This is a genomic window from Streptomyces tardus, assembly GCF_018101125.2.
Classification (GTDB): domain Bacteria; phylum Actinomycetota; class Actinomycetes; order Streptomycetales; family Streptomycetaceae; genus Streptomyces; species Streptomyces tardus.
Genome location: NZ_JAELVF020000004.1, coordinates 94354 through 110865, shown reverse-complemented (window position 1 = coordinate 110865; position 16512 = coordinate 94354). Strand labels below are relative to the sequence as shown.

Annotated in this window: 3 protein-coding genes; 2 read left to right on the top strand and 1 reads right to left on the bottom strand. The window is 73.5% G+C overall.

All coding sequences use genetic code 11. The features are described from left to right. Positions 1-1241 precede the first annotated feature (1241 nt). The gene (locus JGS22_RS23030; RefSeq protein WP_211040785.1) at positions 1242-3311 is read left to right on the top strand and encodes an AAA family ATPase; all 2070 of its coding nucleotides are present in this window, start codon (positions 1242-1244) and stop codon (positions 3309-3311) included. Between the two features lie 167 nt (positions 3312-3478). Then, on the top strand, positions 3479-4387 hold the full coding sequence (locus tag JGS22_RS23025; protein WP_211040784.1) for an RICIN domain-containing protein: 909 nt from the start codon (positions 3479-3481) through the stop codon (positions 4385-4387). Between the two features lie 197 nt (positions 4388-4584). On the opposite strand, the gene JGS22_RS23020 is transcribed toward JGS22_RS23025, so the two are convergent. Beyond that, complete coding sequence (locus tag JGS22_RS23020) at positions 4585-16287, bottom strand: hypothetical protein (protein WP_211040783.1); 11703 nt, start codon at positions 16285-16287, stop codon at positions 4585-4587. Between the last annotated feature and the right edge of the window lie 225 nt (positions 16288-16512).

Below are 16512 nucleotides of genomic sequence, written 5' to 3'. Positions count from 1 at the left end.
ACACCACCGTGGCCCCTCTTCTCGACCGCGCCCAACGCGCAGCCGGAACCTGCCCGCCGCGACCGCCCACCGGGTTCCCGTGGTCCGTGAAGCAAACGCGGCTGGGTGGATTCGTTATCGGCACGAGAGGCGGAAGCTCTCTTCGCCCGAACGGAGTCCGGTCTTCCCGCGGGCCGCCGGAGAACGCCCTCGCACAGCCCGGTGTGCAGCAGTGCGGTGCAGCCCGCGGCTCCCACCGCCCCCGTTCGGGACGGTTCGCCGCCCGTTCTGCCGGAACGTCGGCGGAACGGGGACCGTGAGACTTCCGCTCCCCGCCCCGCACGCCCGCTCACGAACTCACGCCGCCCACTTGGAGGTTGCTTCCGGGCGCCGGCGACTTGCAGCCACCGGGCGACGACGTTCACCACGACGGCAGGGCCGCAGGGCGGCAGGACGGCCGGCACGAAGCTTCGGCAGCACTGACTGCCTGCGCCCGCGGTGGGTGCACGGGGCTGGTGGCTGGATCGTGTGGGGTCGGGGAGGGGCCGGGAGCGCGTGGGAGACATCGCGGGCGCGGGCATTGTCGGCAACAGCGAGCGCTGAGCACCCTCTTGAGCTGCGAGGAAGGGATCCTCGCCGGGCAATAGCGGACTCCGGGTTTGGGTCGGGGAAGTCCGAGCAGGTAACGCCATGTACAGGACACCTTTGCAAGGAGACGCACATGTCAGACACGAGTGGTCGGCGTCGTACGTCCGCCACTCCCACCACAGAATGCACGCCCCTGCCGGAGCCGTGACCGCGGGCTGCGCAGGCGGCGGCGCCGGGGCCGACGGGACTTCCGCACGCACGGACCCGACGCCGTACGGACAGCCGCCGGTGGAGCGCTCGACTCCCCACGCGGCGGCGCTGGTTGTACGGTCTCGGTAGTCCTCCCGGCTCGTCCCCGATGTCACAACTGCCGCAGGTTTCACACCACACGGGTTGATACTTTTGTCACCGAGCGACACAGTGGCGTTCAATGACACGATGACACGGAAGTAGTGGCCGAGGTGATGAGGGGTGCAGAACGCCCGAGCGGCGCGTACGGCGGGGCCGACCGCCCTCCGCGGCCGACGAGGACCGGCGGCCCTCCCCCGGAGCCGGACCGGGCCGCACACCGCGCAGCTCTTCCTCGGTGCAGCCCGGCCCACGCCCCCGCAGGAGCCCGGCCGTCCGGCCTCCGAGGCGGCGCCCGGGACACCTGCGGCGAAGTGGTGAAGGCGATGTCCTCCGGCCACATACCCGAGCGTTCGTACGCGGAGATGCTCGCCGCCTTACGGAACAAGATGTTCACCGGCAGATCGGCCGAACTGCGTCTGCTGCGCGAGCTGTTGCTCGGCGAGCGGCAGGGTTGCTCGGTGGTGTGGCTGCACGGGATGGGCGGCGTCGGCAAGACCGCGCTGCTGCGACGGTTCGCGGACGAGGCGCAGACGCACGAACGGGTCGCCCGTACCGTCGACATGCGCCATGTGAAGGCCGAACCCGAGGCGTTCGAGGCCGCGTTGGCTGCGCAGGGCCCCACCGAGGACGCCCATGTGCTGGTCGTCGACTCGGGTGAGCTCTTGGGCCCGGTCGAGAGCTGGTTGCGGGACGTCTTCCTGCCGCGGATGCCCTCCCACCTTCTGGTGGTCGTCGCGGGGAGACGGCCTCCCTCGGTCGAGTGGCGCACCGACGCGCAGTGGTGGCACGTGCTGCGCAGCGTGCGCCTCGGCGGCATGAACGACGTCGAGGCCGCTCAACTCCTGCGCAACCGGGGGGTGTCGGAGCACGCGACCGCCGCTCTGGTCCGAGCCGCCCACGGTCTTCCGCTCGCTCTCGTGCTCCTCGCCGACCCCGGCGACCAGGGCATGTACCCGGCTGGCCCCCAGGACGACCACGGCTCCGCAGCCGGGCCGCGGCACGTCACCGGACTGCAAGGCTCCCCCGAACTCGTCGGCGAACTGCTGCGGTTGCTGCTGCGCGAGTCGCCGACACTGCCGCAGACGGACGCGCTGCACGTGCTCTCGCTCGCCCGCGTCACCAGCGAGGAGCTGGTGCGGTACGCCCTGGAGGTCTCGGCGGCCGAGGGCAGGGAGCTGTGCGACTGGCTGCGCGGGCTCTCGTTCGTCCAGAACACGGCCGAGGGCCTGGTGCCGCACCCCCTGGCGCGCGACGCGCTCCTGACCGACCTGCGCTGGCGCGGCCCGGAGAAGTACGAGCGCCTCTTCCGCCGCCTGTACGGCTACCAGGTCGAGCGCGTACGCCAACGCACCGGCTCGCGCTGGGTGTTCGGGGCCGGGCTGGCGCACCTGGGGCGCACCCACAGGATCGCCTGGGACGCCGTCGACTGGCGCGACGCCGATCGGCAGCGGCTGCGCCCCGCCGGTCCCGACGACCTGGAAGAGGTACTGGCGGGCGTCGAGAAGGAGCACGGAGTCGCCGCCGGCCGGCTGGCCCTGCGGTGGTGGCAGCACCAGCCGACCGCCTTCACCGTCGCCGAGGACGGCCTCGGGCAGATCGTCGGCGCGGTGATCGCCCCGAGCCTCGAGGCGGGCTCGACCAGGATCCCGGACGACCCCGTCGCCCACGCGGCGCTCGCGCACACCGCCGACCGCTCACCGCTGCGTCGAGCCGAACGCCTGCTGCTGGCCCGCTGGATCACGGGCAGCACGGCGGCGGCGTGCTCGGTGCTGACCACCCTGTGGGCGACCGCCCCGGGGCTGGCGATGAGCTGGACCTGCACCCGCGAGGGACCGCGCGGGCTCGCGCCGATGCTCACCCTCTACGGCCATCGGCGGGCGGGCACGATGCACGGTCCGGACAGCGAGCGCGTGCTGCCGTTCGTACAGGACTGGCGCGGCACGCCGTTCGACCGCTGGGCCGCGACGCTGCGCACCCGGCTGCTTGCCGACGAACCCTCGGCCGCCCGCGCCCCCGAGGCCGGAACCGAACCCGTCATGCCCTGGCCGGAGTTCGCCGACGCGGTCAAGCACGCCTACCGCAGCGCGCTGGATCCGCGCCAGCTCGCCGAGAGCCCGCTGCTGGCGACCCGGCTGGTGTCGCCCGGCGGGGACTCCTCGGAGCTGCGCGAGGCGCTCGTCGAGACGGTGGCGCAGCTGCGCTCGCATCCCGGACGGCGCCAGCTCGGCGACGTCCTGGAGATCACCTATCTGAGCGGGCCGCGCAGCCAGCAGGCCGCCGCGAGCCGGGCGGGGCTCTCCTTCGGCACCTACCGCCGACGGCTGTCCTCGGCACTGGCCAGGGCTGCGGAGCTGCTGCGCGAGCGCGAGCTCTACGGTCCGATGCCCAGATGAGCACGGAAGCAGTCCTGCGAACGCTGCTCACCTTGTGCTCATTCCGCGCTCATCGCGCCCGCGCGGGCGGCACGGCACGGATGCACGATGGTTGACTGCCCGGGTGTGGAATGTCCGGAGAGGTCCGCGCAACCACTGTCGAACACCTGCGAGTTGGGAAACGGACGTTGGCTGAGACGGAGCAGGACGACGAGAAGCGGCGCCGTCGGGCGCGGTTCGTCGACGCGCTGGCGACAAGCGCCCAGCAGCCGGGCGAGCGGTCCCGTGTAGGCACCAGGATCGCGGGCGCGGTGGCCGTCATGGCACTCGCGGCCGGCGCCACCCTGGGCCTCGGCGCCTGGCGCACGTACCAGAACGCCGAGGAGGAGAAGAAGCAGCAGGTGGCCGCCGAGCAGGCGGCTGAGGAGAAGAAGCTCACCGAGTCCCACGCCGCCGAACAGCGGGAGCGGGAGAAGCGCGAGGAGGAGCGCAAGAAGAAGGAGGACGAAGAGAAGAAGAAGGCCGCCGCGGAGGCCGCGAAGCCGGCGCCGCCGGCGCCCACGCCCACCCCGGAGAAGGAGAGCGCGGCGGAGATGCTGCGCGACAACCGGGCCGAGGGACCGCAGCTGCGGTCCAAGGTGCTGCTGAAGAACGTCGAGACCGGCCTGTGCGCCGATGTGCCCGGCTACGGGCCCGGCAAGACCGGCAAGTCCATCAACCAGCACCGCTGCAACGGCACATCCAAGGACAACCAGCTCTGGGACATCCGTATCCAGTACGAGGACCGGGGCCCCGGCGGGGCGCCGCTGGCGATCATCGCCAACACCAAGGACGACCTCTGCTTCGACGTGCCGACACGCGGTCCTCAGCCGCCCGGCACGCCGCTCGGCCAGGCGTTCTGCCACCCCGGGATCGAAGAGGACAACCAGCTCTGGTGGTTCGAGGACGCCGGGAACGGCACCTTCAAGATCCGGAACTTCGCCAGCAACCACCAGTGCCTGCGCGTCGGCAAGGCCGCCGAGGGGCACCACGACCGGCGGTTGATCCTGGAGCGCTGCACCACCGGCCCGGAAAGCGCCTGGCGCATCCAGCGCTGACCCCACCGCGCTGACCCCACCGCACCTGCGGTCACGGCCCCGCACGGCCCAACAGCCCTGCGGGGCCGTGCTGTTGGCAGCCGCCGCCGGGTTCGGCGCACGAGCCGCCCGTCGGCACACCGTCGCGGACCCCGGCCGCCGCGAGGCGGTGGCCGGGGTCCGCGGTGCGTCAGGCGTCAGGCGTCAGGCGCCGTGCGTCAGGCCAGGGAGTCCAGCGGGTAGCGGGACCCGCCGACGCCTTCGCGGCAGCGGTCGGCCCCCAGTACGCCGGCCATGCCGGGCATCGCCGACCAGGCGCGTTCGCCGGCCGCACGCTGGTCCTGCTGCTCGTGCCTGGCCTGCTCCAACTCCTCCCGGACCGCCCGGTGTTCGCGGTCGAGCCGGTCTCGCTGCTGTGTCGCCCTGGTCAGCGCCTCGGCCGTGACGGCTTCCCGCCGCGCGGTCTCCTCCACCCGTTCCCGAGCGGCGGTGACCTCGTCCGCCAGCCGGTCCGCCTCCGCGACCGCCCGTCGTACCGCTTCGCCCGCCGGCTCCGCCGGGGCGCTGGTGGCTGCGTCGGTGCCGTCGACGGGCAGGGCGGCGGCGATGCGCTCCGCGTCGGCCCGTACGGTCTCGGCGGCGGCCAGCTGCTCGGTGAGCCGGTCCAGATCGCCCACGGCCGCGGTGCGGTCCGCCTGCGCGCCGGTGTGCGCGGTGGCGGCCTCGGTGAACGCGCCGCGGGAGGCGGCCAGTTCGGCCTCCGTCCGGATGCGGAGCGGCTCCAGCCGGGTTTCCCGGGCCGTGGCGTCCGCCTCGGCGGTGGCGGTCCGGGTGACGGTGTCCATCGCGGCGCGCATCCGGTGCCAGGTGTCCACCGTGGCGGGTGTGTGGTCGGCGAGCATCCCCTCCGCGGTGAACGGCCAGAACCTCAGGCCGGTTGTCCCCCGGGTGACCAGCTCAACCGGTCGTCCCGCCGCCTGCGCCGTGCGCACACCGATGTGGAGGGCGCGGGCCAGCCGCGTCCCCTCCGGGTCCTGACCGAGGTCGAGCCAGAGCTGGACGCCCTCGCGCCCCCCGTCCAGGGCGTGTGCGAGGACGCCGGGGAGTTCGCTGACCGGGTGGGTGGCCCAGTCCCGCGTTCCGGCCTCGGGCTGGTCGCGCAGCAGCGCCGGCAGATCGTAGACGCGCGAGGCGCTGCGCGGGCCGATGACGCCGTGGCCGAGCAGATCGCGGTCGAAGGCCCGGGTCAGGGCGCTGCCCAGTACGTACCGGGTGCCGTTCGGGCCGCTCACCCGTACCACCGTGTCCACCAGGACCTCGTGGTTGCTGGTCGGTTCGCCGGACGCGGGTGCGGCCGTGTCGCCGTGCTTGGCACGGTCCCAACCGCCCCCGGCGGCGGAGGTTCCCTCGCCCCGGGTGACCTGCTGCCGGGCGAGGAACGGAACGGTGACGCCGAGCAGTTGGAGGTTCACGTCGTTGCCGCTGAAGGTGGACGAGTAGCTCACGCCCGCCGCCGACCCCGCCGAGGAGGAGCCGCTCGCGGAGCGCGAGACGGTGCGCAGCCGGTCGACGGCGATGTCGTCCGCGCTGGTGACGGGCCGCGGGTTGTGCAGGGTGACCTCCAGTCGCGGCCCGGCGTCCGCCTCGTCCTCCACCCACGCGCCGGGCATCGACGGGGTGAGCCCGGCAGCCGTGCGCGGAGTGCCGACGCTGATGTCTCCGGCACGCACCAACTCGCCCAGCCGCACCGCGATCGCCTCCGGCGGCGCGTCGACCGGCAGGCTCAGGATCCCGTCGGTGTCGGGCGCCACCTGCCGCAGCGCGTCGGCGAGTTCGTGGAAAGCGTTGAAGCCCTGTACGGGTAGGTCTCCGGTGGGCGTCAGCCGCGAGCGGTCGACGAAGGGCCGTGCGTCGGTCGGTCGCACGCCGGGCGGACGGGGGGCGCGCACCGGTTCGCGCGGGTCGGTCTCGCTCACGCGCGGTGCGGTGGCCGGTTCGTGGTGGTGCGGCGCGCCGGTCTCCGAGCCGGCGAAGCGCAGCCCGACCGAAGCGGGCACCTCGACCGTACGGGTGGGCCTGCCGTGCAGCAGCCTGCCCAGCCGCTCGGCGAGCGGTCCGCCGTCGCGTCCGGTGAGGGTGATCCAGCCCTCCTCCAGCAGCCCGCCGACCAGGTCCGGCGGCCACTCCCAGATCAGCTCGGAGCGCACGGTGGCGGTGAGCACATAGGGGACGTCGTCGAAGTCGGCGGCGGCGCGGGTGCGGGTCCAGTAGCGGTCGTCCGCGGAGACCTGGTTCCTCGCGGCGCCCGAGCGCGTGGCCGAGGCGGAGAGCACCGGGCCGGTCCGGTCGGTGCGCGCGGGGTGCCCGGGCCGGGGGTAGCGGGTGATCAGGTTCGCCGTGAACTGCACGCCGCGGGAGGTCTGTTGAGCGGAGGCGCGGGTTCTGGGGCTGTGCGCGCCGACCTGTTCCAGTCCCGTCCCGTCACCGGCGGGGCGGCCCCGCAGCCGGCGCAGCGCCGGGGTCTGGGCCTGCGGCGCCGCGCTCAGCGCCACCTCCACCAGACGTGCCCCGTGCCGGGTGTGGTGCCGGAAGTACAGGCTGACGGTGCCCCGGCCCGGCAGTGCACGCAGCTGGCCGGGCGAGGCCAGATCGGCGATGCGGGTGGCGACGCCTGCGAGGTACGAGGGGTGGCCGGGCCGGGTGGCCCCGGGTGCCTCCCGCTCCACCAGCGAGAGCAGCTCGCCGCGCATCCGGTCCCGGCTCTCCCTGCGCCGGATCGGATCGTCGAGCTGGGTGACGGACCTGGCGCTGCCGAAACCGAGGCTGCCGGTGCGCGCGAAGCTGTCCGGCAGCGGCACGGCGGCCTCCGGCAGCATCGGCCGGGGAATGCCCGGCACTCCGGCGAACCACGGGGCGTACCGGGCGAGTTGGCTCTCGTACAGCCGGAACTGCACTGACCTCGGCAGGTCGATCGCGACGGTGACCTCGCCGTGGGAGCCGAGACCGAACAGCTCGCCGACGACGTTGCGAGTGCCCTGCCGGAAGGTCACCAGCAGGGTGGCGTCGGCGGTGATCAGGTGGTGGGGGCCGGTCTCCACCGGCACCCGGGTGACCGAGGTGCTCGCCGACTGCTCCGCGGTGTCGTCCACGCGCCGGTTGGCGGCGAGGCGCCCGCCGGGGTTGGCCTGCGGCGTCTCGGGCGGCGCCTGGAGCGCGCCGACCGAGACGCCGGTGTCGCGGGTGGCCGCCACGGTGTGCGTGTGCGCGGCGAAGTCCGCGGCGGTCTGGTCGGACTCGCCGTATCCGCGGAAGGTTCCCCGGTGCACGGGGTGGTGCAGGTAGCCCTGGATCTCCGCCGACAGCTCCTGGTCCGCCCCGAGGCCGGGGAAGACCAGTCCCTCGATGACGTGTCCGCCGTTGAAGATCTGGTGCGCCCGCCCGATCAGGTCGGCCACCCGGGTCTGGTGGTCCATCGCCTCGGTCGCGAAGGCGCTGCGGTCCGTGGCGTCGGAGCCGGCGAGGTACGCCGCCGCTCCGCTGCCCGCCGCGGCCACCGGCCCCGGTACGTACTCGCCCGCGCGGGCGGCCAGTTGGCCGAAGGTCCCGGGGTCGGGGCGGCCGGGGTGGGTGCCCGCGGCCAGTGCCCGGAACGCCTCGCGGATCGCCGCGGAGGCGCGGAAGAAGTCCACGTTCGCGTCGTCGGGCAGCCGGACCAGCCCGGGCCGGGGCCGGCCCCGGTCGTCGGTGAGCCGCAGTCGCAGGTGGTCGTCGAGCGCGCTGCCGTCGGTGCGCGGCACGCGCAGGGTGTCGCGCGCCGGGGACGGGGTGATCTGCTCGCCCGGCGGCACGGTCCGGTCGTGCGCCACGATCAGGGTGACGTGCCCGGGGGTGGACCCGCTCGTACCGGGGAGACGTGTCCCCGGCAGGCTCGTACCGGGCAGGCCCGCGCCTGCGGCGCCGCCGAAGCGTACGGCCGGATCGGGCGCGCCGCCCTCGAAGAGGTCGAGGGTGAACCGCGCCGGCACCGAAAAGCGTTCGGTGCCGCCCTGGGTGCTGTTGAACTGGTCGGTCCCCGCGGCCGATCCGGCGCTGACGCTGCGGATCTGCCTGCGGCCCCAGACCCGGTCCGCTGTGGTGTCCAGCGCCCAACTGCCGTTCTCCAGCGGCCAGCGGGGGCCGCCGCCGCCGCCCGCGGTCACGCCGAGCTGGTGGCTGTGCAGACGTCCGCCGCGCGCCTCGTGGGAGCTGAAGGTCACCCCGTCCACGTCGGCGAGGCGGCGCTCGTGCACCGAAGGCGGCGCGCCGGCACTGCCGGGCGGCGCGGTGCGGTCGCGGGTCGCGCCCAGGCGCAGCTCCACGCGCCGGGTTCCGGCGGTCGGGCCCGGCAGCTGGAACCAGACCGACCTGCCGCCCTCGACCGCATCCGGCATCGCGGCGGCCTGGCCGAGTGCGGAGCGCGCCTGCTCGAAGCGGCGCAGGTTCGTCAGTTGAGCGCGTACCCGCGCCTCGTCGAACGGAGCCCGGGAGGTCTCGGCGGCGGGCAGGAAGCCCTCCGCGCGGAGCCACTCCCCGGCGTCCCGGAACATCTGCTCGGTGCCGCGCACCGCGACGGGCACGGCCGAAACGCCGATGCTCTGCAGGTTCTCCAACTGCCCGGGCAGCTGCCGGCGTTCACCCGGCGCGGGCTCCTCGCCGAGCACGGTGGAGCGCTGCGGCAGCCGAAGCCGCAGACCCTCGCGGTAGGGCCCGTACGTGCCCCGGGTCTCGCCGCCGCCCGCCCGGTGCAGCGTCAGCGTGTAGGTGACATCCGCGGGGGCCACCAGATGGGAGCGGCCGGTGGCCAGCGCGTGCATCAGCGACGCCCGGCTGGAGGTGTTCAGCGCGTCGCTCGTCTGGAAGGACGCGCCGGCCTTGCCGATGAGTCCGCCGCCGACCCGGGTGGCCGCGTTCGGATGGCCGGCCGCGGTGTCGGGCGTGAACTGCGGCCCGCCGCTCCCGTCCAGCCCGACGCCGCTGGTCAGTCGTGCCGAACGGTCGACGGCGGACCCGTGGCTGAGCCAGGACTCCAACCCCGAACCGCCGTCCGGCGTCTGCGAGGTGGCCGCCCCCGGGCGCACCTGCGCCGTCAGCCGCAGCACACCCACGGCGAGGCCGTCGCCGTCGTACAGCACGGGTGAGAAGACACCGCCGTCGCGCTGCATCGGCGCGGTGCCGCGCAGCGTTCGCTCGGAGAGGAACTCCTCCAGCGCCCGCCGGGACTCGGTGCCGAGCCCGCGCAGCGCCACGAACTCGTCGTCCGCCCGCAACTCGCCGAGGAGTCGGCCCGGTTCGAGCACGTCCTCCACGCCCCACAGCAGCGAATCGTCCAGCCCGGCCGGCTGTGGCAGGACCGCCCCCGGAGAGGCGGTGCCGTCGCCGAACGCGCGGTGCTCGGGGAACCAGACCGTCACCGGCCCGTGCCGGGACTCCGCGCCCCAGGCGTTCGGGGACGGATCCTCGTCGATCCGCAGCTGCCACTGACCGGTGTAGTCCACCGGGTGCGTCAGGTCGTCGACCCGCTGCACCGTACGGGTCGACAGGTCCTCGCTGACTGCGACCGACTGGTTGAGCTGGTGGTGGGTCAGGTTGAGGCTGAGCGCGCCGTCGAACCAGCGCAGCGGCCCGGCGGGGCCGAGGTAGATCGCAGGCCAGGAGACCGGCACCGTGCGCAGGGTCCCCGAGCTCTCGCTGCCCGACTCGGCCTGGCTGCCCTCGGCCTGACGCTCCACCCGTGTCGCGCGCACAATCTCGGCGAGGCTCTCGTCCCGGGCGGCGGGCGAAGCGTCGGTCAACCGCAGCCGGATGTCGACGGTGTGCTCGCGGTCGCCCACGGTCACGGTGATCCGGTGACCGCCGGACGAACGCAGATAGGGCAGATGGAGGGCGATCTCCGAGACGCTCAGCAGATCGCGCAGCTGGGCGTCGACCCGCTGCTCGTGCTCGCTGCCCGGAGTGACACCGAGGCGTTCGCGGATCTGCCGGTACAGCCCGTCCAGCACGTCCGAGCCGGGCGGTTCGACCAGCACCAGCCCGACGCTGCCGTCGTGCTGGGCGCCGTACCGGCGTGCGTACGGGGAGAGTTCACGCGTGGCGGCCGTCCCGGCTGCCGACGGCTCCGTACCCACCACCGCACCGGTGACCGCGGTCCCGGCGGGAGCCGGGGTGGTGTGGGTGACGGACGGGGTGTGGGTGACGGACGGGACCGGTGCCGGGGGCTCTGTGACGATCGGCGCCGGGGTCGAAGCCCCCGAGATCGCCGGAGCCGGGGTCGAGGTCTCCGAGGTGGCTGCCGGCGTCTCCGTGGTCTGCGGCACCGACGTGGTGTCGCGTTCGGTGACGGGAGGCGCCACCGGCTCCGTCACCGCGGGCGCGACCGGCTCGGTGACGGGAGGCGTTGCGGGTGTGGCGGGCCGGGGCTGCTCGTTCGCCGGCCTCGGATCGAGTCCGAAGAAGACCTGCGGCTGCGACTTCTCGGCCGCAGCCGACGCAGGCCGTACCGCACTCGGTCGCGCGGGAGCGGGTGCGGCCGGCCCCGAGGTGGCGGAAGCCGAACGCGCGGGGCCGGACGGAGCGGACGGACGTGCCGTGCCGGCCGTCGAGTTGCCGCTCCAGGTGAACCCGGTCTGCTCGGTGGGGGTGTCCACGTCGAGCGGTCGGGCCGTTCGCGCGGTCTCGGCCGGCTCGGTCGCCGACCATGCTCCGGTGTACGGGCCCGGGTTGGTGTCGTGGATCAGTGCGACCGGACGGCCGTCCTGCGGGCCGACGGTCCAGGGCACGTTGCCCGTGGCCAACACGGTCAGCCGCACGCCGAGCAGTGGTGCGGCGGCGGCGAGCAGCAGCCCGTCGGAACCGCCGATGCCGGTGCGGACGCCCCGTACCGACTGCTCCTGTTCCCCCGGGGCTGTGAGCGACCGGGCACCGCCCGGGTCGGTCAGGGCGTCGAGCTCCGACCACAACCGGCGTTCGGTCGACGGCCGTTGGAGGTCGTTGGCGAGCGCGTCGGCCACGGCCGTCCGCAGCTCCTCCGGCGAGGCGGGCCAGCGGTGGCCGACCAACTGGCCGCTCTCGCGCGGCGCCACCGCGATGAGCGCGTGCGCTGCCGGGTCTCCCTGGTCGAGGACGTACACCGTTGAGAGCTCGCGTTCGGCAAGCTCGGTTTCCACCGAACGGGGCCCGGACGCCGGCGAGTTGACCGATTGCTCAGCCGGCGGCAGGACGGAGAGTTCGATCGCCGAGGGCTCGGTGACGAAGGTGTCGGTTTCCGTCGGGGCCGCGGGCGAGGTGCCCCCGGCCGCCGGGGCGGGCGGGGTGGAGGCACCGATGGGCGGCACGGGACGGGCCCCGGCCCGGGGTTCGTTCGCGCCGCGGGACGTCGGGGGCGCCACCGCCGGTGGAGCCGTCGACGCGGAGCTGTCCGACGGCTCGTGCACAGGAACGGTGGACGTCGACTCGGACGGCGTCGATGCAGGCGGCGTCGATGCAGGCGGCGTCGATGCAGCCGGCGTCGATGCAGCCGGGGCGGTCCGTTGTGCCGCGGCCGGGTCCTGCTCCGGGGCCGGTGCCCGGTCCTGCGTCTGCTCCCAGTTCCGGACCGGAACGCCGTCGGCGTCCAGCCGGGTGAGGGGGATCTGCACGGACGGTCGGTCCGGCACGGCGGGGACCATGCGCAGGCCCCGCGGGTCCGGTACGGCGGTGAACGGATCGCCGAGCGGGTCGAGTCGGGACCAGGTCTCCTCGACCGCGTCCAGGTTGGCGACGTGGCCGATCCAGCCGTTGTCGCCCCGCAGGTACGCGCCGGTCGGCTCGTGGATGAAATCGTCACCGAAACTGCGCCAACCCTCCGGCGACAGCTCCGCACCGTCCGGCAGCCGCACCCAACCACCGTCGTTCACCTCGTAACCCGGCAGCCGCGAGGACGAGGACTCGACCGAATCCGGAACCGGCAACACCACCCGGGTCCACTCGCCGACCGGTTCGTCGGTCAGCCGAACGGCAGGCGCGGGGCCCGCCTCCGCGTCGGGAACGGCGACGCCGCCCAACCTCGGTTCCATCAGCGTCACTTCACGACCCACCGGCCACTGGGCCTCCAGCGGATCCACCCCGTGGTCGGGCGAACCACCGCCGCCGTGGCGCGGCTCGAAGCGCATGTCGTACATACCGCGCTGCTGCCCCAGGAACCTCCGGTCGGCCTGGCCACCGGTCTGGTCCATCTGGTTGCGGAGCTCATCGGCGTCCACGGTCCGATAACCGAAGTCGAGATAGTCCAGCCCGTCGGGCCGGAACTGGTCGGCACGAGGCGTGATGAGCGCCTGCCGGTCCCGGGACGGATCGAAGGGTTGCAGCCGCTCGTTGAGCAGGAACGGGAAGTTGAACTCCACCGCGGTCGCCGGACGTGCGTCGCCCTGCCAGGCGTCCAGCACCACGATCTCGCGCGGCCGGTCCGGGAACCCGATCGCCACGAAGACATGGTCGGTGTACGGGGCCGCGGATCGCGGAAACGGCTCCCCCGGAACGCGGTTGAGACCCACGTGCCAGATGGAGACGCCCGGCGGAAGATCGGTGCGGCGGTTGAGCAGCGAGAACACCATCGCCGCGTGCTCGCCGCAGTTGCCGAGACAACGGATGTCGGCCCTGGCCGCACTCTGCCCCAACTGCTCCTGCATCGTGCGGGGATCCTGAAGCGGCGCCGTGTTGCGCGCCCGATGGAGCATCTCCATCATCCCGACACCGTGCGCCGCAACCGACGCCGCCTGGTTGGCCGCGCCGTAACTGATCCGCTGCCGCGTCTCGGCGATCACCTCCTGCCCGATCAACGCAAGCCGCTGCTGCGTCGTCAACGGCGCCGGGGCCGCAGGAGCCGGACGCGGAGACGTGTCCACCTCCATCGCATCACGCCCACCCACATACGGCGAAGACGACGGAGCCCGCGACGAACGCGGCGTATCGACCTCCATGCGCTCCTCACGACGAGACCTGCGCGAAGTCGGCTCCACCTCCATCTCCTCGGGATACGTGTACACATAGGTGCGACTGCCCGAACCACCACCGGAACGCGAACCCGACGCGTAGCCCGAGTAGCCGCCACCGGAATAGGTGGAGTAACCACCGCTCGAACGCGAACCACCGGAACGCGAACCCGACGCGTACCCACCACTGGCGTAACTGCCGCTCGCGTAACCGCCGCCGGAGCGCGAACCACCGGAACGCGAACCGCTGGCGTAACCGCCGCCCGAGCGGGAGCCGCCGGAGCGCGAACCGGACGCGTAGCCGCTCCCGGAACGCGAACTGCTCGTGCGATGACCGCCGGAACGCGAACCGCCGGAACGCGAGCCCCCGGAGTGCGAACCTCCCGCGTAACCACCGACACCGGAGTAGCGGCTTCCGGAGTAACTGCCGCCGTAGTAGTCGTACTCACGAGGCATCCCGCCGCGCAGCCCCAACGGCCCACCGGTCACGATTGACTGCGCGAGCGCCTCACCACGCGCGTTCAACGGCCTCGTCCGCCGAATCCAACCCGGCAGAGCGTCGTACTCCTCCAACGCCCGCTCCACACCCACCGGCTGCGCACCCAGACGATCCAACTCACCGTTGACCGCATCCAGCAGGAACCCGCGCGACAGCGGATCGAGTTCGGCCGCCACCGGAGTGGGGAGACGCGAGGGGCCCTCGATCTCCATCTCGCCCGTACGACCCGCGCCGCCCGTCGCGGTACCGACGCCCGGCCGCTCCGTCGGGGCGCCGGCCGCCGGGGTGCCGGCCGTCGGGGCTGCCGCGGGCACGGTGCCGCGACCGGTCACCGGTATCGCGGTGCCCTCCGGGGTGAGGCGGGTGAAGGGGACCTGGACCGATTCACGGTCTTCCGCGGTCGGCACCATCCGCAGGCCCTGGCCGTCGGGCAGAGCGGTGAAACCGCTGGTGTGCGGGTCGAGCAGGGACCAGGCGTCCTCGACCGCGTCCAGGTTGGCGACATGGCCGATCCAGCCGTTGTCGCCCCGCAGATACGCGCCCGTCGGCTCGTGGATGAAATCGTCACCGAAACTGCGCCAACCCTCCGGCGACAGCTCCGCACCGTCCGGCAGCCGCACCCAACCACCGTCGTTCACCTCGTAACCCGGCAGCCGCGAGGACGAGGACTCCACCGAATCCGGAACCGGCAACACCACCCGAGTCCACTCACCGACCGGTTCGTCCGTGGATTGCACCGCAGGCGCGGGACCCGCCTCCAGGCCCGGCAGCGCGACGCCCCCGAATCTCGGTTCCATCAGCGTCACTCCACGACCCACCGGCCACTGGGCCTCCAACGGGTTCACCCCGTGGTCCGCGGAACCGCCGCCGAACCGGGGTTCGAACCGCAGGTCGTACATCCCCGGCTCGTTGCGCACCGAGTCCGGGTTCAGCGGTTCACTTCGCAACTCCCCCTGGCCCCTGAGCTGCTCGGCATCGACCGTCCGGTGGCCGAACTCGAGGTAGTCGACGCCGTCGTGCGGCATGTGCACCGAACGCGGCGTGATCACGGCGTGCTCGTCGGTCCTGGGATCGAACGGCTGAGCACGCTCGTTCAGCAGGAACGGGAAGTTGAACTCCACCGCCGTCGCCGGGCGGGGATTGCGCTGCCAGGGGTCGAGCACGACGATGTCGCGCGGGTACTCGGGGTAGCCGATCGCGAGGAAGACGTGGTCGGTGTGCGGTGCCTGGGCGACCGGTCCGGTCTCGTTCTCCTGCCGAGCGAGGCGCACGTTCCAGAAGGACACCCCTTCGGGCAGGTCGGTCCGCCGGTTCAGCAGGGCGAAGACCATCGACGCGTGCTCGTCGCAGTTGCCCACGCAGCGGATGTCGGCCGTCGCCGCCATCTGCCCCAGCCTCTCCTGGTGGGTGCGCGGAGGCTGGAGCGGCGCCGTGCCGCGTGCGCGGTTGAGCGCGACAAGCATGCCGAGCCCGCCGCGCGAGAGCGTTTCGACCTGGTTCGCCGGACCGTTGCTGATCCGCTGCTGGGTCTCGGCGATGGCCTCGCGGCCGACGTCGAAGAGCCGCTCCTGGATCTGGGGAGCGAGGCGCGGAACGTCGTTGAAGACGCTCTGGTCCACGTCCATGGAGCTCTGCTCCAGTCCGCGCCAGACCGTGCGGCCACCGCCCGCGGCGGCTGCCGACTCCCCTGTCACCGGGGGCTGTACGGGCGCGTCGAGCTGCATCTCCGTGTCCTGACGGTCGATCGGAGTCGTGGCCCTCTCGGGCGAGTCCACCTCCATACCGTCCACGGAGCGCGGCGGCGCCGAAGTCCCCTGCCCTGCCTCGGGCCCACCGACCGGAGTCGCAGCCCGAGACGGAGTGTCCACCTCCATACCGTCCTGGGAACGGGGCGGCGCCGAGGTCCCCGCACCCGGCTCCGGCCGAGCCACCGGAGTCGTGGAACGCTCCGGGGTGTCGACGTCCATACCGTCCACCGCACGCGGCGGCGCCGAAGTCCCCCGACCCGCCTCGGGCCCGTCGACCGGAGACGCGGCCCGAGGCGGGGTGTCCACGTCCATACCGTCATCGGAGCGCGGCGGCGCAGTGATCCCGGGGCGGCCCTGGGGAGTTGAGGGCCCGGCCTCGGTCTCCACCTCCATCTCGGTGGTGTAGGTGGGGCTGCCGCCCGGGAGAGTGGCCCGCTTCCCGCCGGTAATGGTCTGGGCCATCGCCTCGCCCTGCGCGCGCAACGGCGTCGTGCGCCGCACCCAGCCGGGCAGCTGGTCGTAGCGCTCGAGTGCCTCCTCGAGACCGATCGGCGGCTGGTGCAGACGGTTCAGTTCGTTGTTGACCGCGTCGAGGAGGAAGCCCTGGGACAGCCCGTCGAGGTCGGCGGCGACCGGCGTCGGACGCGACGAGGGGCCTTCGATCTCCATCTCACGACCGCGACCGCCCGAACCGGCGGTGCTGGTGCCCGTGCCGCTGCCCTGGCCCGTGCCGCTGCCCGTGCCCGAACCGGTGCCGGTGCCCGTAGGGGCGGTGGGCGTGGTGGGCTGCGTGGTCGGCTGCGCCGCGGGCGGGTTGGCGGGCGGCGCGGCGGAGCCGGGGCCCGCCGGCCACGCCCGGCCCGGCGGGCCCCGGCTCCGCCGCGCCGCCCGCCA

What these genes read in the sequence shown, in the direction of transcription:
- JGS22_RS23030 (WP_211040785.1), top strand. Translation starts at nt 1,242, where the DNA reads ATGTCCTCCGGCCACATACCCGAGCGTTCGTACGCGGAGATGCTCGCC.
- JGS22_RS23020 (WP_211040783.1), bottom strand. Translation starts at nt 16,287, where the DNA reads ATGGAGATCGAAGGCCCCTCGTCGCGTCCGACGCCGGTCGCCGCCGAC.